The organism is Streptomyces sp. NPDC006458, assembly GCF_040612135.1.
In the GTDB taxonomy this organism is placed as follows: domain Bacteria; phylum Actinomycetota; class Actinomycetes; order Streptomycetales; family Streptomycetaceae; genus Streptomyces.
In genome coordinates, this window is the sequence record NZ_JBEXPR010000001.1 from 57,090 (window position 1) to 75,886 (window position 18,797).

Below are 18,797 nucleotides of genomic sequence, written 5' to 3' on the forward strand. Positions count from 1 at the left end.
GCACGCGGCGCATCCGGCGCCGGGGTGACAACCAGCCAGTCGGGCCGGAAACGGCTCCTTGTCCCCTCCTGTCTCCGCATTAACAATGCGCATGACAAATATGCGGGGTGATCGGAAGACCTCCGGTCGCCCCCGTCCATAGAGGGGACCCCCACGTGAACAAGCCTCTCCTTGCCGCGCTCGCCACCCTGGTGATCACCGGGACGGGTGCGGCACCCGCGGTCGCGGCCACCGAGACCGACACGGGCGGCGCGGCGCCCGCGGTCAAGGCCGTGAACTTCGCCGGCACCGTCTCGCTCAGCAACTGCTCCGGCTCGGTCATCCGCATGCCCGACTCCGAGGACGACGATCCCGCGCTGGCGCTCACCAACGGCCACTGTCTGGAGAGCGGGTTCCCGGAGCCCGGCGAGGTCGTCGTCGACCAGGCGTCCAGCCGCTCCTTCGGCCTGCTCAACTCCGCCGGCACCCGGGTCGCCACCCTGCGCGCCAGTAAGATCGCGTACTCGACGATGACCGACACGGACGTGGCGGTCTACCAGCTCACCCGCACCTACGCGCAGATCCGCGGCAGCTACGGCATCGACGCGCTCACCCTCGACGACACCCACCCGGTCGCGGGCACCGCCATCAGCGTCGTCTCCGGCTACTGGAAGCGGATCTACAACTGCTCGGTCGACGGGTTCGTCTACCGCATGCGCGAGGGCGACTGGACCTGGAAGGACTCCCTCCGCTACACCTCCGCCTGCAACACCATCGGCGGCACCTCGGGCTCGCCCGTGGTCGACCAGAGCACCGGCCGGGTCGTCGCCGTCAACAACACCGGCAACGAGGACGGCCAGAGCTGCACGCTGAACAACCCCTGCGAGATCGACGAGTCCGGCACGGTCACGGTCCGCCAGGGCATCAACTACGCCCAGCAGACCTACCTCCTCGCCGCCTGCTTCGGCCTCGACAACAAGCTCGACCTGAGCGCCGCCGGCTGCGTCCTGCCCAAGCCGTGACCTGATCGAAGGGCGTGACAGGTCACAGCGGCGTACGCCGTCACAGGGGCGTGCGCCGCACCGACCGGCCCGCCAGCACGTCCGTCCGGCGGCCGTCTTCGATCACGAACCGGCCGTCGACCAGCACGTACGGGATGCCCGTCGGCAGGGTGCGCGGCCGGCCGTAGGTCGACCCCGCCGCGACCGTCGCCGGGTCGAACAGCACCAGGTCGGCGCGGTACCCCTCGCGCACCAGCCCGCGGTCCGGCAGCCGCAGCCGGGCCGCGGGCCGCGCGGTCAGCCGGGCGACGCACTCCTCCAGCGAGAGCACGCCCAGCTCGCGGACGTAGTGGCCGAGGTAGTGCGCGAAGGTGCCGTACGCCCTCGGGTGCGGCTTGGCGCCCTGGAGGATGCCGTCGGAGCCGCCGGTGTGCACCCGGTGGCGCATGATGGCGCGCACGTTCTCCTCGTGGCCCACGTGCTGGAGGATCGCCGTCCCGAGCCGGTCGCGCAGCAGCAGCCGCCGCGCGGTCGCCCAGGGCGCCTCGCCGCGCGCGTCCGCCGACTCGCGGACCGTACGGCCGACGTACTCGGCCAGCGCGGGATCGGTGACCCCGGAGATCTCGATCGTCTCCCACTGCACGGGCACCCCGTGGCAGCCGTCCGCGCCCACGGCCTCCAGGTCGTGCCGGACGCGCTCGGCGGTCTCCTCGTCCGCGAGGCGGCGCAGCAGGGCCTCGGGGCCGCCCTCGCCCGCCCAGCTCGGCAGCAGCGCCGCGAGGGTGGTGCTGCCGGGTGTGTAGGGGTAGGTGTCGAGGCTGATGTCGGCCCCCGCGTCCAGCGCCTCGTCCAGCAGCGCCAGCAGCTCCGGTGCCCGGCCCTCGTTCACACCGAAGTTCAGGGTGGCGTGCGCCAGATGCAGGGCGCAGCCCGCCGCCCGGGTCAGCTCCACCATCTCCGCGTACGCCGTGAGCGCCCCGGCGCCGTAGGAGCGGTGGTGCGGGCAGTAGTAGCCGCCGTAGGAGGCCACCACCCGGCACAGCGCGGTCAGTTCGGCGTCCTCGGCGTACATGCCCGGCGTGTACGTCAGCCCCGACGACAGGCCGACCGCGCCCTGCTCCAGCCCCTCGGCGACCAACTGCCGCATGCGGTCCAGCTCCTGGGGCGTGGCCGGGCGGTCCTCCCAGCCGACGACGAGCGCGCGGACCGTGCCCTGCGGGACGAGATAGGCGGCGTTGACGGCGATGCCCCCGTCGAGCCGGTCCAGGTACGCGCCGACCGACCGCCAGTCGAAGTCGATGTCGTCGCCGTACCCGTTCCAGCCGGTGATCGCCCGGCGCACCTCCTCCAGGGTGCGGTCGTCGACGGGGGCGTACGACAGCCCGTCCTGGCCGATGACCTCCAGGGTCACGCCCTGCGCGGCCTTGGCGCTGTGGTCGGGGTCGCGCAGCAGGGCGAGGTCGCTGTGGGCGTGCATGTCGATGAAGCCGGGGGAGAGGACCAGGCCCTCGGCGTCCAGCTCGCGCCTCGCGCGCGGCCGCTGGCAGCCCGCCGCGGCGGCCTCCTTGACGATCGACACGATCCTGCCGCCGTCGACGACCACATCGGCGCGGTACGACGGCTCACCGCTGCCGTCCACGACGTCCGCGTCCCGGACGACCAGCTCGTCCATCGGTCTGCCCCCGTCTCCTAGAAGAACGTGCGGATGTATTCCACAACCGTTCCGTCCGCCTCGGCCACCGGGATCAGCGGCCACTTGTCGAACGACGTGCACGGGTGGGACAGCCCCATGCCCAGCCAGTCCCCGACCTCCAGGTCCGCCTCACCGCTCGTCGACAGCCACGCGTGCTGGTCGGACAGGGCCGTCACCTCGATGCCGGCGGCCGGGCGCTCGGCACCGTCGCGACGGACCACCTGGGCGAAGGGCAGATGGAGGTCGTAGGCCGCGTCCCGCTTGCCCGCGTTGACGAACGCCTGGCCGGCGGTGGGCCGCGAGACGACCTGGGCCCAGAGCCGGAAGGCCGGTTCCAGGGCGCCTTCCTCGGGGATCCGGTTGAAGGGCGTCAGCTTGCGGTAGTGGCCGTCGTCGTGCGAGACGTACGCGCCCGAGCGCAGCAACTTCAGCACGGGACGGGACAGTTCGGGGATCTCGGCGAACACGTCCGCCACCGCGTCGAACCAGGCGCTGCCGCCCGCGCTGACCACGATCTCGTCCGTGGCGGAGAACAGGCCCGCCTTGTCCAGGTCCACGGCCAGCGCCACCAGCCGGCGCAGCCAGGCGTGCACCCGCTCCGGCGTGGCCCCGGGCACCTCGCCCTCGTAGCCCGCCACACCGACCAGCCGCAGGGTGCCCGTGCGGGCCACGGCCCCGGCGATCTCCGCGCACTCCGCCTCCGTGCGCACGCCCGTCCGCGCGCCCTCACCGGCCGCCAGCTCCACGACGACGTCCACGGGCCGCTCCGCGCCCGCCAGGGCCGCGTCCATCAGCCGCACGCCGCGTACGGAGTCGACGTAGCAGATGAGACGGAAGGCCGGGTCGGCGGCCAGCTCGGCGGCGATCCACCTGAGGGCGGCCGGGTCCACCAGCTCGTTGGCGAGGAAGACCCGCTCGGTCCCGAACGCCCGTGCCACGCGCACCTGGTGTGGGACGGCGAGCGTGATGCCCCACGCGCCGTGCTCGATCTGCCGCTGGAACAGCTGGGGCGCCATGGTGGTCTTGCCGTGCGGGGCGAAGGCGAGGCCGTGGCGTTCGGCGTACGTCTCCATCAGCCGCAGGTTGTGCTCCAGCCGCTCCGCCGACAGCGCGAGCACGGGTGTGGCGAAACCGCTGGTGAAGAGGTTGCGGCGCTGGGCGGTCAGCTCGCCGACGGTGAGCCCGTCGGCGTCCGGCGGGAGGCCCTTGAAACGGTGGTCGATCGTTTCCGAGGCCAGCCGGGCGAGCGACTCGGTGCTCATGGAACCTCCTGATCAGGTGCGTTGCGTTGTGTGCAACGACCGTTGCGTATGTCGCTACCGCTGTCTCACATCTCGCCGACGCGGGGTCAACGGAGCGGTCCGCGCGGCCTGAAGGAGCACCGACCATCGTGACTGCCACCGCACCCACCCCCGCGCACGTCGACGTCGTCGCCCTCGGCGAGTCCATGGTCACCTTCCTGCCCACTCTGCCCGGACGGCTGGCCGACGTGCCCTCCTTGGAGCGGGGCATCGGGGGCGCGGAGTCCAACGTGGCCTGCGCGCTGGCCGCCGCCGGCTTCGGCGTGCGGTGGGTCAGCCGGGTGGGAGCGGACGGGTTCGGGGACCACCTGGTGGAGGCGGTCGGGTCGTACGGGGTCGATGTGTCGGCCGTACGGCGCGATGCCGGGCGGCCCACCGGGGTGTACTTCCGTACGGCCGGGGAGCGGGGCTCGCGGGGCCACGAGGTGGCGTACTACCGGGCGGGGTCGGCGGCGTCCGCGATGTCCGTGGCGAACGTCGACCTGGAGGTGGTGCGTGCGTGCCGGGTGCTGCATCTGTCGGGGATCACGGCCGCGTTGTCGCGGGACTGCCTGGAGCTGTTGAGGGAACTGGTCGCTCCGCGGGCCGGGCGGCCGTTGATCTCCTTCGATGTGAACTTCCGCCCGGGCCTGTGGGGGGGAGCGGGGGTCGGCGGGGGTGCTGCTGGAGTTGGCGCGTGCGGCCGACGCCGTGTTCGTGGGGGCCGATGAGGCCTGTCACGCGTGGAGGCTCTGCGATGACAGGGCCTTGTCGGAGGCCCTGGCCGGGCCGGGGCTGGTGGTTGTCAAGCGCGGGCGTTTCGGGGCGACGGCCTATGAGCGGGGTGGTGGCTGTGGGGAGCCGGGTGCGGGCCGCATGGGGCTGCTCGCGCCCACGCGGCGGACGCCGCACATGAAGCACAGCCCCGCGCCCCTTGAGGCGGTGCGCCACACCCCCGCTCCGGAAGTCGACGTCGCCGCCGCCGTGGGAGCCGGGGACGCCTTCGCGGCCGGGTTTCTCTCCGCCGCCCTGCGGGGGCTGCCCGTACGCGACCGGCTGCGGCACGGGCATCTGTGGGCCGCGGCCACGCTCACCGTACCCGGGGACTTCGGGGTGCCCCCTTCCCGAGGCCACGCCGACCGGCTGGTCGCGCTGGACGACGAGGCGTGGGGGACACTTCGACTCGGCCCCGGCTGGACGCGAGCCGGTGAGGCCGCCGAGGAGGTACCTACGCGATGAGCCAGACCGTCGACCGGGCGCTGAGCATCCTGCCGCTGCTGGCCGAGGGGCCCGCCGACCTGGGGCAGGTCGCCGAGCGGCTGGGCGTGCACAAGAGCACCGCCCTGCGCCTGCTGCGCACCCTGCACGAGCACGGGCTGGTCTACCGCCAGTCCGACCAGCGCTACCGCCTCGGCGCCCGGCTGTTCGCGCTCGCGCAGGAGGCGATGGAGAACCTCGACATCCGGGAGATCGCGCACGCCCACCTGGTCCGCCTCAACGAGGAGTGCGGGCACACCGTCCACGTCGCGGTGTACGAGGAGAACGAGGTGCTCTACATCGACAAGGTCGAGAGCCGCTACCCGGTGCGCATGTACTCGCGGATCGGCAAGCCCGTCGCGATCACGGTCGCGGCGGTCGCCAAGCTGCTCCTCGCGGACCTGCCGGAGGCACAGCGGCGAGCGGTCGCGGAGAAGCTCGACTACCCCCTGTACACGGCCCGTTCGACACCGGACCCGCAGGCATACCTCCGGGAGCTGACGCAGGTGCGCGAACAGGGCTGGGCCACCGACCTGGGTGGCCACGAGGAGTCCATCAACTGCGTCGCCGCGCCCATCAGGGGTGCGGACGGCCGGGTCGTCGCCGCCCTGTCGGTGTCCGCGCCCAACGTCGTCGTCACCGCCGACGAACTCCTCACCCTGCTCCCGCTGGTGCGCCGTACCGCGGACGCCGTCAGCTGCGAGTACTCCGGCAGGACCCCAGCCAAGGAAGTCACCCCATGACCGAGAAGACCGCGCTCACCCCGAAGACCCACCCGACCCCGCCCGCGAGGTTCTCCCACGGAGTGCGCAAGGGCAACATCCTCCAGGTCGCCGGTCAGGTCGGCTTCCTGCCGGCAGTCGAGGGACGGCCGCCTACGCCCGCCGGGCCGACGCTGCGCGAGCAGACGCTGCAGACCCTGGCCAACGTCAAGGCGATCCTGGAGGAGGGCGGCTCCGGCTGGGACGACGTGATGATGATCCGCGTCTACCTCACGGACGTGGACCACTTCGCCGAGATGAACGAGATCTACAACGCCTACTTCGAGGTCGAGAACCTCACCGCCCCGCCCGCCGCCCGCACCACCGTCTACGTCGGCCTCCCCGCCGGGCTCCTCGTCGAGATCGACGCCCTCGCAGTCCTCGGCTGAGGCGGGCCCGGAGGCGGACCCCGAGGCGGGCCCCGAGGCGGGGTTGGACATCGTCGTATAACGAAGCAGGGGCTGGCTGTCCCCGACACAGGATCGTCGACCATACTGCTGCGCTGTGGAGCAGCGCATAGGTTCGAGCAGTCAGCCCCTGGACGCCGGAGTGAACCCGGCGCACATCCCCGGGATCACGGTTCCCCTGTCCAAGGACGCGGAGGAGACCGGGCCCGTGGACGAGGTCACCGCGGCGGAGGAGAACGGCGGCGAGGTCACGGAGACTTCCCGGTCGCCCGAGGCCACCGACTCGTCGGAGTCGTCGGAGTCGTCGGAGTCGTCCGAGTCGTCGGACCCGGCGGAGTCCGCGGAGTCCTCGAAGTCCTCGAAGTCCTCGGAGTCGGCAGAGTCCTCCGAGGAGGCGCCCGCCGACGGCCCCGTGTTCGAGGCCGCCGACCGGCGCGCGCGCATCGTCGCCGACGCCTCCGGTGTCCGGCTCGCCCTGGACGACCAGGAGTGCGAGTTCCGGTGGGACGAGGTCGGCGCGATCGAGTCCGAGTCGCCTCGCTTCGGCAAGCGGTTCACCGTGACGGTCCACACCCCGGACCGCCGCTGGTACCCCATCGAGATCGAGGCCAAGTCCCGTACCCAGCACAGGGACTGGGAGTCGGAGCTGGACAAGGTGCTCGACGCCTACTTCGAGGACTAGCTAGTGCCCCGACAGGCAACGTTCGCCCCGTCGCGACGCCCGGCACGCCCTCTCGCCGCACCGGGCACAGACCCAAGTACATCCAGTACGAGGGCCTGCACCCGGCACACCGAGAGCACGCGCCGGACGCCGCTCCTTGACGGGCAAACGCTGCCTGCCGGGGCACTAGACACCCCCGCGAGGGCTAGCAGTACTGCGCCTCCTTGCCGATGGAGCGGTACATGCAGTCCGCGTTCTCCAGCAGTTGCAGCACCGCGTCGCGGTTGCGGGAGGTCTCCCGCTCGATGACCTCGTCGGGCGGGTAGAACCCACCACCGCCGCTGGACGGGTACATCTCGAAGGTGTACCCGAAGATCTTGTGCACGCCCCACAGATAGTCGTCGATCGACCCGTCCGTTATGTACAGGTCGCTCGACTGCTCCGGCGTGTAGCCGTTGCTCGACGCCATCTTCTGGCCGACCGTGGCGAAGGCGTTGCGGTCGTCGGTCGTCATCCCCGTCGTCGTGTCGGAGTACGTGTACCCGAACGGCCAGAGCACCAGCTCGCTGTACGTGTGGAAGTCGATGCCCGCCCTGATCTGCTGGACGCCACCCACCACCCTGCTGCGCACGAAGTCGGAGACGACCTTCACCTCGGGCGCGGACTCGGGAGCCGTACCCCGGTAGGTCTCCGAGGACGTCGAGCCGGAGGAGCCGCCGCAGCAGCCCCAGCGGTGGTTCCAGTTGCGGTTGAGATCCGTACCGACGTACGAGGAACCGGAGTTGGGCTGCCGGTTCTTGCGCCAGGACCGGTAGGAGCCGGTGGCGATGTCGTACTCGCCGCCGTCGGGGTTGAGGTCGGGCAGGATCCAGATCTCGCGGTTGTTCACCATGTTCGTGACGCGTGAGTCGGTGCCGTAGCCCGCGCCGAGTTCGCGCAGCAGATACAGCGCCATCTCCACCGTGAGGTGCTCACGGGCGTGCTGGTGGTGCGTGAACAGCACCTCGGGCTCGGCCTCGTCGGCCGCCACGTTGTCGCTGATCTTGAGGGCGACGATGTCGCGGCCCTGATAGGTCCTGCCGATCACCCGCTTGCTCATGATGCCCGGGTAGGCGGCGATCCGCTGGTCGATCTCCGCGTTCATCTCGGCGTAGTTGTGGTAGCGCGAGTCGGCCGACGGGAAGTCGAAGAGCCGGATCTCGTCCTCGGCGACACGGCTCGAAGCGTCGGCCAGTGCGCTGACCCGGTAGCCCTTGGCGCGCAGTGCGCGGATCTGGTCGGCGCGGCCGGAGACGACCAGGCCCTCCTCGTCGGCCTGGTCCACGGTCACCCCGGCCGCCATGACGGCGGTGCGCTCGGCGGCGGTGCTGTTGTGGACGTGGACCTCGTACTGCCGGATGTCGTCGGCGGCGGGGGCCGGCCCGGCCGCGCTGTCGGCGCTCGCGCTGCCGCCGGTCAGGTCGGCCGAGACGGGTGCGGCGAGCGCGAGGGCGAGGACGGCGGCCAGGGCGGCCGTCCTGCGGGCGCCCGAGCCGCGGATGCGAAGTCGCATGAAATCTCCTTGGTTCTCCGGGAATTCCGGGGTCGCCGGAAACGGGGAGTGGAGCGGGGGGTGGTTCTTCCGTGCGACGTGCGCGGACCCTCCCGGTGACTCGTGGGGTCCCTGTGGGCGGGTCCGGGTGCGGGTGTGGCGCTCATGGTGCGGGCGTGGCATGAGCAGGTCAATAGGGCCGCCGGGTCAGGCGGCCTGGACCGTGCGGAAATCGGCCGCGCAGTGTACGCGTGCTCGCTGTTCTGGGCGGGAGTCGCAGAGATGTGCACCCGGAGGTGTGAATCGGGCGTGCGTAAACGTGCCGCTCGCGTCAGAGTGGCGGCCCCGGCGCGTCACGTTGCGCGCCCTGGGGAGAACCCGGCCTGTGCGCGTGCCACGGCTGCGGTCGGCGACAGCCGTGGCACGCGAGTCCGGGGACCCGCACGAGTCCGTCCCCGGAGGGCCCGGACCCCGGCCGAACCTGCCCGCCGGGGTCCGAGGTCCGGGCGGGGAGCGCCGAGCGTGCCGGGTCCGAGGTCCGGGCGGGGAGCGCCGAGCGTGCCGGGTTCGAGTTCCGGGCGGGGAGCGCCGAGCGTGCCGGGTCTCCGAGGTCCGTGCGGCGGGAGGGCCGGCGCCGGGGGCGAGGCCGTGCGGCGGTAGCGCCGGCGGGCGCGGCCTTCCTGCCCTTCCTGCCCTTCCTGGCCGGCACGCTGCTGAGGCTGCTCGACTCCGGCCGCACGCCGCGGGAGTGGCGCAACGGTGCGCCGAGCAACACCATGCCGGCGCCGGCCGGGCTGCTGTTCCTGGTGCTGTGCGTGAAGCAGGTCTGGGACCACCCGTGGTCGGAGTTCTTCTGAGCCCGGACTCCGGCCACGGCTGGCGCTCAGCGGTCCACCGCCGTCACGGCAGCGCGTGCACGTGCGGGCCCACCGCGTTCGACCAGGCGTTGCCCGCCGTGGCGTCCCAGTTGGTGGACCAGGTCATCGCGCCGCGCAGGGCGGGGTAGGTGCGCGACGGCTTGAAGGTGCCGCAGTTGGTGCCCTTGGCGAGGCAGTCCAGCGCGTTGTTCACGATGGCCGGCGAGACATAGCCGCTGCCCGCGCCCCGGGTCGAGGCGGGCAGGCCGAGGCCCACCTGGGACGGGGCCAGGCCGCCCTCCAGCTGGATGCAGGCGAGGGCCGTGAGGAAGTCCACCGAGCCCTGCGAGTACACCTTGCCGTCGCAGCCGAGCATCGAACCACTGTTGTAGTACTGCATGTTGACGACCGTGAGGATGTCCTTCACGTTCAGCGCCGTCTGGAAGTACGTGTTGGACGTCGACTGCATGTCGATGGTCTGCGGGGCCATCGTGAGGATCATCGACGAGCCCGCCTTCGCCGACAGGGAGCGCAGCGCCTGCGTCATGTAGGTGGCGTTCAGGCCGTTCTCCAGGTCGATGTCGACGCCGTCGAAGCCGTACGTCCGCATCAGGGAGTGGACGGAGTCGGCGAAGTTCGCCGCGGAGGCGGAGTCGTTGACGGCCACCGTGCCGCGCTCGCCACCGACCGAGATGATCACCTTCTTGCCCGCGGCCTGCTTGGCGCGGACGTCGGCCTTGAACTGGTCGACGGTGTAGCCGCCGAGGCCGGCCGAGTCGAGGTTGAAGGTGACGGCACCCGGAGTGGTGGTGGCGTCGGCGAAGGCCACGGCGATGATGTCGTACTGGCTCGGCACGTCGGAGATCTTCTGGACGGTCGCGCCGTTGTTGAAGTTCTGCCAGTAGCCGGTCACCGCGTGCTTGGGCAGCGTGCCGTCGCCCCCGCCCCCGTCGGTGGGCCCGGTGGTGCCGGTCACGGCCGTGGACCTGGGCGACTCACCGGCCGCGTTGGTCGCGGTGACCTGGAAGGAGTACGCGGTGGAGGCCGCGAGCCCGGTCACGGTCGCGGAGGTGCCGGACACCGCGGTGACCTTGGTGCTGTCGCGGTAGACGTTGTAGCCGGTCGCGCCGGAGACGGCGTTCCAGGCCAGGGACACCGACGTCGAGGTCGTGCCCGAGACCGCGAGGCCCGCCGGGGTGCCCGGGACCGTCGGGCCGGGGTCGGTGCCACCGCCGCCGTCGGGCCCGAACACCGAGACGTCGTCGGCGAGGTAGGCGGCCTGGCCGTACCACCCGTGCAGATAGACCGTGACGGACGTGGTGGAGGCGCCCGTGCTGAAGGTCGTCGACAGCTGCTTCCAGGACGAGGAGTCCGGCGTCCAGGTCGACACGTCGGTGGTGCCGGTGCCGGCTGCGCCGAGGTAGGTGTAGCCGCCCTGCACCCACGCGCTGAGGGTGTACGTCGAGTTCGGCCTGACCGCGACGGTCTGGCTGCAGCGGGCGTTGTCCTGCCCGGCCGGGGTGGCCCTCAGCGCGGCCGTGCCGCCGTGCACGGGCGAGCCGGTGGTGGTGCCGCTGTTCGCGCTGCACGTCCAGTTGGCCAGTCCCGACTCGAACCCGGCGTTCCTCGCGTTGTTGATGTCGGCGGCGGACGCCTGGACGGCGGTGGTGAGGGACAGGCCGAGAGCGGCGGTGACGACCCCTGCCCAGAGGCTGAGGCGTCGTCTCCGGCCGGGCGGAGAGGGCTGTGCGCGGTCCACTGGGGCCTCCGGTGGGGGAGTGGGATGGGGAGGACGGTGGCCACCGTTGGACGTCCAAGTTGGTCCAGACCAATTGGAGTTGTCAAGAGGTCCAGACCAACTGGGTCGTGGGAGCGGGAGTTGGTGTGCTCGCGGCGTGAGCCCTTGGGGTCGGTGGGTGGTCGCATTCGCCGGGTGGGCCCTCGGGGTGGGTGGGTGGTCGCATTCGCCGGGTGAGCCTTCGGGGGTCGGTGGGCGGTCGCGCTCGCCGGGTGAGCCCTCGGGGTCGGTGGACGGTCGCACTCGCCGTGCGGGCCTCGGGGTCGGCGGTGGTGCCATTCGCCGCGCGAGCCTTCGTGGGTCTTCGTGCGCCTTCGCGGGCCTTCGTGGGTCGACGGGCGGTCGCATTCGCGTGAGAGTCTCCGGAAGGCCGACGGGTGCTCGCATTCACCGTACGGGCATCGGAATTGAAGACGTCTGCGCGTAACCTGACCCGTTTTGGCGCGAGTTGTGCGCCAGTAGTTCCTCAGGAGCTCACCAAACGCTGTTCTCCGGTAACAGGCGCGTGGGTAAAGTGCGGAGGTAGTCACGCAATGAAGTCATCTCGGTGCGCCGGAGTAACACCTCGGCGGCGCCGACTGGCAGGGATCCGGGGAGCTGCGCGTGTCAACTGCCGTTGCCGTGACCAGTGCCGACCTGGCGCTGCCGCCACTGGACGAGCGCACCCTGCCGGCGACCGTCCTCGCGGACATCGACCGCGAGCCACTGGACCAGGCGGTCGCCCGGCTGTCCCTGCTGGCCGAGCAGCACGGGCATCTGATCGTGGTGTACTCGCCCGCCGTCCCGCCGGCCGTCGAACGGCGCCTGCGCACGGTCCGCTCCCTGCTGGAGAGCGACCGCATCGCCCTGTTCCGCCCGGACCTGCCGCCCCTGGGAATCGCCGTCCTCGCCCGGCAGCTGCGCCAGCTGGCCTCCTGCGACCTCGGCCCCGGCGTGCTCGCCTCCGCGGGCCGTCTGCTCACCCACTACATCCACGCCGGGGCCGTCCTGGGCTCGGTGGCCAAGCTGGACCGCGTCCCGGTCACCCTCAAGGTGCACGCCAGGTCCTGGGTGCCGGGCAGCCAGTTCGCCGTGGTCGCCCACCCCGAACCCCAGCTCGTCCGCGTAGGACCCGAAGCCACCCTCGCCGGGCCCGAGTTCGGCACCTGGATGCTGGTCGCCAAGGGCCAGCTCCAGTCCGACTGGGTCACCACCTCGCTCGCCCCGGCCTGGAACGCCCAGGGGCTGCGCGAGACAACGCTGCCCGCGGAGTCGCCCGGCTGGTGGGGGACCGGCCGGATGACCGAGTTCTGCAGCTTCCTGCCCGACCTGTCCGTCCTCTACCAGCTGGTCACCTCGGTCCGGCAGAGCGTGTGCCACTGGTGCGGCCTGGACGTCATCGGCGACCGCTGTGTGTTCTGTTCCGCCACCCCGCCCGCCTCGGAGAGCCGCATGCTCACCGGATGACCCACCGCACCCCGCCCACCAACCCACCCCCATAGAGGTTGCACGGTTCATGAACTCCCGTCAGCGCCGCGGCGTGATACTCCTGCTCCTGTCGGTCCTCGGCGCCCTCGGCGCCTTCGGCGGGGTGCTCTCCGTCGTCAACGACGTGAAGTCCAAGGTCGGCCCCGAGGTCACGGCGTACGAGCTCAAGAGCGACGTGCAGCCCTACACGGCCCTGACCGCGGCCCAGTTCCGCGAGATCAGCATGCCGGAGCGCTGGCTGTCCTCGAACGCGGTCACCGATCTCTCCGACATCCGGGGCAAGATCGCGGTGACGGCCCTGAAGAAGGGCTCCCTGCTGCAGAGCGACATGATCGTCGACCAGCCCGAACTGGCCCCCGGGGAACAGGAGGTCGCCATCATGATCGACGCGGCGACCGGAGTGGCCGGCAAGATCACCCCGGGCGCCAAGGTCAACGTGTACGCCACCTTCGAGGGCAGGCGCGAGACCGACCCCGACCTGTCGAAGATCATCGTCACCAACGCCCGTGTCCTGGACGTCGGCGAGCTCACCCCCCTCGAACCCGGCGCGAGCGACCGCTCCCGCCGCGCCACCGAGGCCGTGCCCATCACCTTCGCCCTCTCCACCCTCGACGCCCAGCGCCTCACCTACGCCGAGTCCTTCGCCCAGCGCGTCCGCCTCGCCCTGGTCGCGCCCGGTACCGACACCGCCGTCCCCGACAAGGACCGCACCTACGAACTCGCCCAGGACAAGTGAGAGGCCCGGCATGCCCACGAGGATCCTCCCGGCCGTCGGCGACGCGGACGCGGTCCGGTCCATCACGACGCTACTCAGCCAGCTCCCCGACGCCGAACCGGTGGCCCCCGTCGTCGACTCCACCCAGCTCGTCGACACCCTCGCCCGCCTCGCCGCCGAGTCCGTCGACGAACTGCCCGAGGTCGTCGTCGTCCACGAGCGCATCGGACCCGTGCCCGCCCTGGAGCTGGTCCGCGAGGTCGCCCTGCGCTTCCCCGCGGTCGGCGTCATCCTCGTCACCACCGACGCCAGCCCCGGCCTGTTCGCCGCCGCCATGGACTCCGGCGCCCGCGGCCTGGTCGCGCTGCCGCTGTCGTACGAGGAACTCGCCAGTCGCGTCCAGGCCGTCGCCGCCTGGTCCGTCGGCGTGCGCCGCCATCTCGGGCACGGCGCCGACGTGTTCACCGGGGTCGGCGGCACCGTCGTCACCGTCAGCGGCGCCAAGGGCGGCGTCGGCACCACCCTCACCGCCATCCAGATCGCCCTCGCCGCCCAGGCCTCCGGCCGCTCCACCGCCCTGGTCGACCTGGACCTCCAGACCGGCGACGTCGCCTCCTACGTGGACGTCCAGTTCCGCCGCTCCGTCGTCGACCTCGCCGGCATCACCGACATCTCCCCGCGCGTCCTCGCCGACGCCGTCTTCCGCCACGACTCCGGACTCGCCCTGCTCCTCGCCCCCGCCGAGGGCGAGCGCGGCGAGGAGGTCACCGACCGCGCGGCCCGCCAGATCGTCAGCGCCCTGCGCTCCCGCTACGAGATCGTGGTGATCGACTGCGGTGCCCAGCTGGGCGGGGCGGGCGCGGCCGCCGTCGAGATGGCCGACACCGCCCTGCTGGTCACGACACCGGACGTGATCGCCGTACGCGGCGCCAAACGCGCGGTGCGCATGTGGGACCGGCTCCAGATCCGCAAGGCCGAGGAGACGACGGTCGTCGTCAACCGCCACAGCCGCAGTACGGAGATCCAGCCGTCCCTGATCCAGAAGATCACCGGCACCGCCCTGGCGGCCACCGCGATCCCCGCCCACTTCAAGGAACTCCAGTCCGCGGTCGACGCCGGGCGCGTCCACGAACTCGACCCCAAGGGCCAGGTCCGCCAGTCCCTGTGGGCCCTCGCCGGCGAACTCGGCCTGGTCAAGGCAGAGGCCGGGCCCCAGCGGCACGGCCGGCTGCGGGGCGAGCGGCGACGCAAGGACGGTGGGGGATGAGGCGGCCCGGGAGGGACTCGGGGCAGGTCACGATCGAGCTCCTCGGGATGACCCCGACGATCCTGATCACGCTCGTGCTGATGTGGCAGTTCGTGCTGGTCGGTTACACGTTCACGCTCGCGGGCAACGCGGCCGACGAGGCCGTGCGCGCGGGCACCGCGGTGCCGGCGGGGGAGCGGGACGGGGCGTGTCAGGCCGCCGGCCTGGAGAAGCTGCCCGACGCCTGGGACGGCAGCGTCACCTGCGGGGGGAGCGGCTATGTCACGGCCGAGGTCAAGCTCCGGGTGCCGGTGCTGTTCCCGGGGATCGGGGCCTTTCCGTTCCTTGAGGTGAAGGGGAACGCGGGTGCGGTGGAGGAGGAGACGGACTGACATGGCGTACGACTCCAAGGACTCCAACGACTTCAACGGCTCCAACGGCTCCAACGGCTCCAACGGCGCCAACGACTTCAACGGCGCCAACGACTTCAACGGCGCCAACGACTTCAACGGCGCCAACGACTTCAACGGCGCCAACGACTTCAACGGCTCCGAGCGCCGCGACCGCGGCCAGGTGGCCATCGAGTACCTGGGCTTCCTCCCGATCCTGATCCTCGTCGCCCTGGCCGGGGTGCAGATCGGGCTCATCGCGTACGCCGGTCAGCAGGCGGGGACGGCGGCGAGGGCGGGGGCGCGCAGCGCCTCGCTGGGGGAGAGCGCGCAGGAGGGCTGCACGCAGGCCGTCAGCGACTGGCTGTCCGTCGACTGCCACTCCGCTCCCGGCGGCGACGAGGTGACGGTCACGGCCGTCGTGGAGATTCCCAACTTCGTCCCCGGCTGGGACTTCGGCGACGCCACCAAGACCGCCACCATGCCACTCGACCACACCGACGAGGAGTCCGGTCAGCCATGAGCCTGCGGGCACGCATCAACTCCCCCGAGGAGAACGGCAGCCGCGGCGAGGACGGCCACCTGGTCGCCTCCTACCGCGCCAAGCTGCTGGAGGAGATCGACCTCGCCGAGATGAGCTCGCTCGCGGCCGCGGAGCGCCGGGCGCGCCTGGAGCGGGTGCTCGGGCACATCATCAGCCGCGAGGGCCCGGTGCTGTCGACCGTGGAGCGCTCGCAGCTGATCCGCCGGGTGGTGGACGAGGCCCTGGGCCTCGGCATCCTCGAACCGCTCCTTGAGGACGCCTCCGTCACCGAGATCATGGTGAACGGCCCGGACGCGATCTTCGTGGAACGCGGCGGCAGGGTCGAGCAGCTGCCGATGCGGTTCGCCTCCGCGGACCAGCTGATGCAGACGATCGAGCGGATCGTGTCGACGGTCAACCGCCGGGTCGACGAGTCCAACCCGATGGTCGACGCCCGCCTGCCCTCGGGCGAACGCGTGAACGTCATCATCCCGCCGCTGTCCCTGACCGGCCCGATCCTCACCATCCGCCGCTTCCCGCGCTCCTTCACCCTCCAGGAGCTGATCGGCTTCGGCTCGCTGGACGAGCACATGCTGTTCCTGCTGGCGGGCCTGGTGCAGGCGAAGTTCAACATCATCGTGTCCGGCGCGACGGGCACCGGCAAGACAACCATGCTCAACGCCCTGTCCGGCCTGATCCCCGACGGCGAGCGCATCATCACCATCGAGGACTCCGCCGAACTCCAGCTCCAGCAGGCCCATGTGATCCGCCTTGAGTCCCGGCCGCCGAACGTCGAGGGCAAGGGCCACGTCACCATCCGCGAACTGGTGCGCAACTCCCTGCGGATGCGCCCCGACCGCATCGTCGTCGGCGAGGTCCGCGGCGGCGAGTCCCTGGACATGCTCCAGGCCATGTCCACGGGCCACGACGGCTCGCTCGCCACCGTCCACGCCAACAGCGCCGAGGACGCCCTCACCCGGCTGCAGACCCTGGCCTCGATGTCCGACGTGGAGATCCCGTTCGTGGCCCTGCACGACCAGATCAACAGCGCGGTGGACGTCCTGGTCCAGCTGACCCGGTTCGCGGACGGCGCCCGGCGCATCACGGAGATCGCCGTCCTGGACAGCCACGGCGGGGAGCCGTACCGCCTGGCCACGGTGGCGCGCTTCGACGCCCGGCCCATGACCCCCGACGGCCGGGTCCACGGCGCCTTCCGGTACTTCCCGCTCCCGCGCCGCACCGCAGACCGCCTCTACATGGCGAGCCAGCCCATCCCGCAGGCCTACGGCGTCGCAAGGCACGACGACCAGCTCGCCACCCGAGAAGCCAGGTAGGACCGCCCCATGGAACTGAGCAACCTAGTCCAGCTCACCACCGGCCTCACCCTGCTGGCCTGCGTGCTGTCCGTCCTCGGCGTGCACGCGTACGCCACCGGCCGCGCCCAGCGGCAGGCCCTGGTGGAGCGCCTGGCGATCGAGAGCGGCCACGGCGTGGCGTCCGGCCGCAGGCGCCACTTCCGGGGGCTGGACCGCCGACTGCGCCGCACCGCCCTCGGCCGCCGCATCGAACTGCGCCTCGCGGCGACGGGACTGGACCTCACGCCCGGCGAGTTCTTCGCCGCCATGCTGTTCGCGGTGGCCGGTCTCTGGCTGGTCGGGCAGGCCGCCCTCGCCCCGTTCTTCGGCCCGATCGCCGGACTGCTCGGCGTCTGGGCGGCCTGGCAGTTCCTCAACTGGCAGCGACAGAAGCGCATCGAGCGGTTCATCAACCAACTCCCCGAGCTGGCCCGCATCCTGGCCAACGCCACCCAGGCCGGACTCGCCCTGCGCACCGCCGTCGGCATGGCGGCGGAGGAGCTGGAGGCACCCGCCGGTGAGGAACTGGCCAAGGTCGCCAGCCACTTGGCGATGGGCGCCTCGATGGACGACGCGCTCGGCGAACTCGCGGAGCGCCTGCCATCCCGCGAACTGGTCGTCCTGGTCACGACCCTGGTGCTCTCCAACCGGGCGGGCGGCCAGGTCGTCGGCGCCCTGCGCAACCTCACCGAGACGCTGGAGGAGCGCAAGGAGACCCGGCGCGAGATCCGCACCCAGCTCTCCCAGGTGAGCATGACCTCGTACGCCGTACCGGTCATGGGCGTCGGCTCGTTGTTCCTGATGAACGGCGTGAAGGACGGTGCCCTGGACCGGATGACCGGCTCCCCGGTCGGCCAGGCCTGCGTGATCATCGCCTTCGGGCTGTACGCCGTCGGCTTCTTCCTCATCCGCCGCCTGTCCCGCATCGACGTCTGAGGAGGTTGGGATGGCCTTGCTGCTCGCCCTGCTGATGGGCCTCAGCGTCTGGGGCGCCTTCGCCGGGATCCGCATGTACCGGGCGGACGCGAAACTGCCCAGCGACCTCGCCCTCGCCCTGGAGGTCGGCGCCACCCGCACCGGCGCCGTCGACTCCCTCATCGACCGCATGGGCATGCGCTACGCCCCCGCGGTGCTGCGCCTGATGGGCCCCCGGCAGGTCGCCAGATACCGCCGCAAGATCGACCTCGCGGGCAACCCCGGCGGTCTGACCATCGACCGCTACGCCGCCCGCCGGGCGGTCTACGGCGCCCTCGGCGGCGTGGGAACGCTGGTGTTCCTGCTGCGCGGCGACTACCTCGTCGCCCTGCTCCTGCTGGCGTTCGGCGCGCTGTGGACGGAGGTCGGCATCTGGTCGGCGATCCGCGTCCGCAAGGACGTCATCGAGCGCACCCTGCCGGACTTCCTGGACGTGCTCGCGGTCGTGGTGGGCGCGGGCCTCGGCTTCCGCCAGGCGCTGGACCGGGTGGCCTCCCGCTACGAGGGCCCCTGGGCCGACGAGATCCGCATCACCCTGCGCCAGATGGACCTCGGCATGAGCCGCCGCCAGGCCTTCGCGGAACTGCGCCGCCGCAACGACAGCGAGCAGGTGGCCATGTTCGTGACGGCGTTGCAGCAGGGCGAGGAGCTGGGCGCGCCGATCGTCGACACCCTGGTCGCCCTCGCGAAGGACATGCGCCGCACGGACGCCCAGAACGCCCGCCGCAAGGCCGCCCGCGCGGTCCCCAAGGCCACCATGATGATCACCACGTTCATGGTCCCGGCCACGATGCTGCTCCTGGGAGCCGGCCTGCTCCTGGGCTCCGGCACCGACTTCGGCTCGGTCACGGGCCGGTAGGGGGAACCGGTGGCGACGATCGCGACGACGGCACGCGGGAACG

Annotated in this window: 17 protein-coding genes and 1 pseudogene; 14 read left to right on the forward strand and 4 right to left on the reverse strand. The window is 71.7% G+C overall.

Annotation, left to right across the window (positions count from 1 at the left end; genetic code table 11):
• The first annotated feature begins 155 nt into the window (after positions 1-155).
• Positions 156-1,001, forward strand: coding sequence for a serine protease (locus ABZZ79_RS00255; RefSeq protein ID WP_356684813.1), 846 nt, complete (start codon positions 156-158; stop codon positions 999-1,001).
• Positions 1,002-1,041: 40 nt separating this feature from the next.
• On the opposite strand, the gene ABZZ79_RS00260 is transcribed toward ABZZ79_RS00255, so the two are convergent.
• The gene (locus ABZZ79_RS00260; protein WP_356684815.1) at positions 1,042-2,652 is read right to left on the reverse strand and encodes a D-aminoacylase; all 1,611 of its coding nucleotides are present in this window, start codon (positions 2,650-2,652) and stop codon (positions 1,042-1,044) included.
• Positions 2,653-2,669: 17 nt separating this feature from the next.
• Complete coding sequence (locus ABZZ79_RS00265; RefSeq protein ID WP_356684816.1) at positions 2,670-3,935, reverse strand: amino acid deaminase; 1,266 nt, start codon at positions 3,933-3,935, stop codon at positions 2,670-2,672.
• Between the two features lie 185 nt (positions 3,936-4,120).
• On the opposite strand from ABZZ79_RS00265, the pseudogene ABZZ79_RS00270 reads away from it, so the two are divergent.
• From ABZZ79_RS00270 to ABZZ79_RS00285, 4 genes and pseudogenes are all read left to right on the forward strand, one after another.
• A pseudogene (locus ABZZ79_RS00270) lies at positions 4,121-5,192 on the forward strand (sugar kinase).
• Positions 5,189-5,953, forward strand: coding sequence for an IclR family transcriptional regulator (locus tag ABZZ79_RS00275; RefSeq protein ID WP_356684818.1), 765 nt, complete (start codon positions 5,189-5,191; stop codon positions 5,951-5,953). Before ABZZ79_RS00270 ends, ABZZ79_RS00275 begins: the two are co-directional and overlap by 4 nt.
• Positions 5,950-6,360, forward strand: coding sequence for a RidA family protein (locus ABZZ79_RS00280; protein WP_356684820.1), 411 nt, complete (start codon positions 5,950-5,952; stop codon positions 6,358-6,360). The genes ABZZ79_RS00275 and ABZZ79_RS00280 overlap by 4 nt, the downstream gene beginning before the upstream one ends.
• 115 nt (positions 6,361-6,475) lie before the next feature.
• On the forward strand, positions 6,476-7,060 hold the full coding sequence (locus tag ABZZ79_RS00285) for a hypothetical protein (RefSeq protein ID WP_356684822.1): 585 nt from the start codon (positions 6,476-6,478) through the stop codon (positions 7,058-7,060).
• Between the two features lie 184 nt (positions 7,061-7,244).
• On the opposite strand, the gene ABZZ79_RS00290 is transcribed toward ABZZ79_RS00285, so the two are convergent.
• Positions 7,245-8,591 (reverse strand): M14 family metallopeptidase, encoded by a 1,347-nt coding sequence (locus tag ABZZ79_RS00290; protein WP_356684824.1) that lies wholly within the window; start codon positions 8,589-8,591, stop codon positions 7,245-7,247.
• A 593-nt stretch (positions 8,592-9,184) separates the two neighbouring features.
• Here ABZZ79_RS00290 and ABZZ79_RS00295 point away from each other — a divergent pair.
• A complete protein-coding gene (locus ABZZ79_RS00295; protein ID WP_356684826.1) occupies positions 9,185-9,427 on the forward strand; it encodes a hypothetical protein in 243 nt (80 codons plus the stop codon).
• Between the two features lie 43 nt (positions 9,428-9,470).
• Here ABZZ79_RS00295 and ABZZ79_RS00300 read toward each other — a convergent pair whose 3' ends face one another.
• Entirely contained in the window at positions 9,471-11,186 is a 1,716-nt protein-coding gene (locus tag ABZZ79_RS00300) for a glycoside hydrolase family 18 protein (RefSeq protein WP_356684827.1), read from the reverse strand.
• Positions 11,187-11,828: 642 nt separating this feature from the next.
• On the opposite strand from ABZZ79_RS00300, the gene ABZZ79_RS00305 reads away from it, so the two are divergent.
• From ABZZ79_RS00305 to ABZZ79_RS00340, 8 genes are all read left to right on the forward strand, one after another.
• Positions 11,829-12,671 carry a hypothetical protein gene (locus ABZZ79_RS00305; protein ID WP_356684829.1) on the forward strand — a complete coding sequence of 281 codons (843 nt, stop codon included), beginning with the start codon at positions 11,829-11,831 and terminating at the stop codon, positions 12,669-12,671.
• Between the two features lie 49 nt (positions 12,672-12,720).
• Positions 12,721-13,428 (forward strand): Flp pilus assembly protein CpaB, encoded by a 708-nt coding sequence (gene cpaB, locus ABZZ79_RS00310; protein ID WP_356684831.1) that lies wholly within the window; start codon positions 12,721-12,723, stop codon positions 13,426-13,428.
• Between the two features lie 10 nt (positions 13,429-13,438).
• The gene (locus ABZZ79_RS00315) at positions 13,439-14,674 is read left to right on the forward strand and encodes an AAA family ATPase (protein WP_356684833.1); all 1,236 of its coding nucleotides are present in this window, start codon (positions 13,439-13,441) and stop codon (positions 14,672-14,674) included.
• On the forward strand, positions 14,671-15,045 hold the full coding sequence (locus tag ABZZ79_RS00320) for a pilus assembly protein (protein ID WP_356684835.1): 375 nt from the start codon (positions 14,671-14,673) through the stop codon (positions 15,043-15,045). The genes ABZZ79_RS00315 and ABZZ79_RS00320 overlap by 4 nt, the downstream gene beginning before the upstream one ends.
• 181 nt (positions 15,046-15,226) lie before the next feature.
• Positions 15,227-15,565, forward strand: a complete 339-nt coding sequence (locus ABZZ79_RS00325; protein ID WP_356685818.1) for a TadE/TadG family type IV pilus assembly protein — start codon at positions 15,227-15,229, stop codon at positions 15,563-15,565.
• Complete coding sequence (locus ABZZ79_RS00330) at positions 15,562-16,899, forward strand: CpaF family protein (RefSeq protein WP_356684837.1); 1,338 nt, start codon at positions 15,562-15,564, stop codon at positions 16,897-16,899. The genes ABZZ79_RS00325 and ABZZ79_RS00330 overlap by 4 nt, the downstream gene beginning before the upstream one ends.
• Before the next feature lie 9 nt (positions 16,900-16,908).
• Positions 16,909-17,856 carry a type II secretion system F family protein gene (locus ABZZ79_RS00335; protein WP_356684839.1) on the forward strand — a complete coding sequence of 316 codons (948 nt, stop codon included), beginning with the start codon at positions 16,909-16,911 and terminating at the stop codon, positions 17,854-17,856.
• Positions 17,857-17,866: 10 nt separating this feature from the next.
• The gene (locus ABZZ79_RS00340) at positions 17,867-18,754 is read left to right on the forward strand and encodes a DUF5936 domain-containing protein (RefSeq protein ID WP_356684840.1); all 888 of its coding nucleotides are present in this window, start codon (positions 17,867-17,869) and stop codon (positions 18,752-18,754) included.
• Positions 18,755-18,797 lie beyond the last annotated feature (43 nt).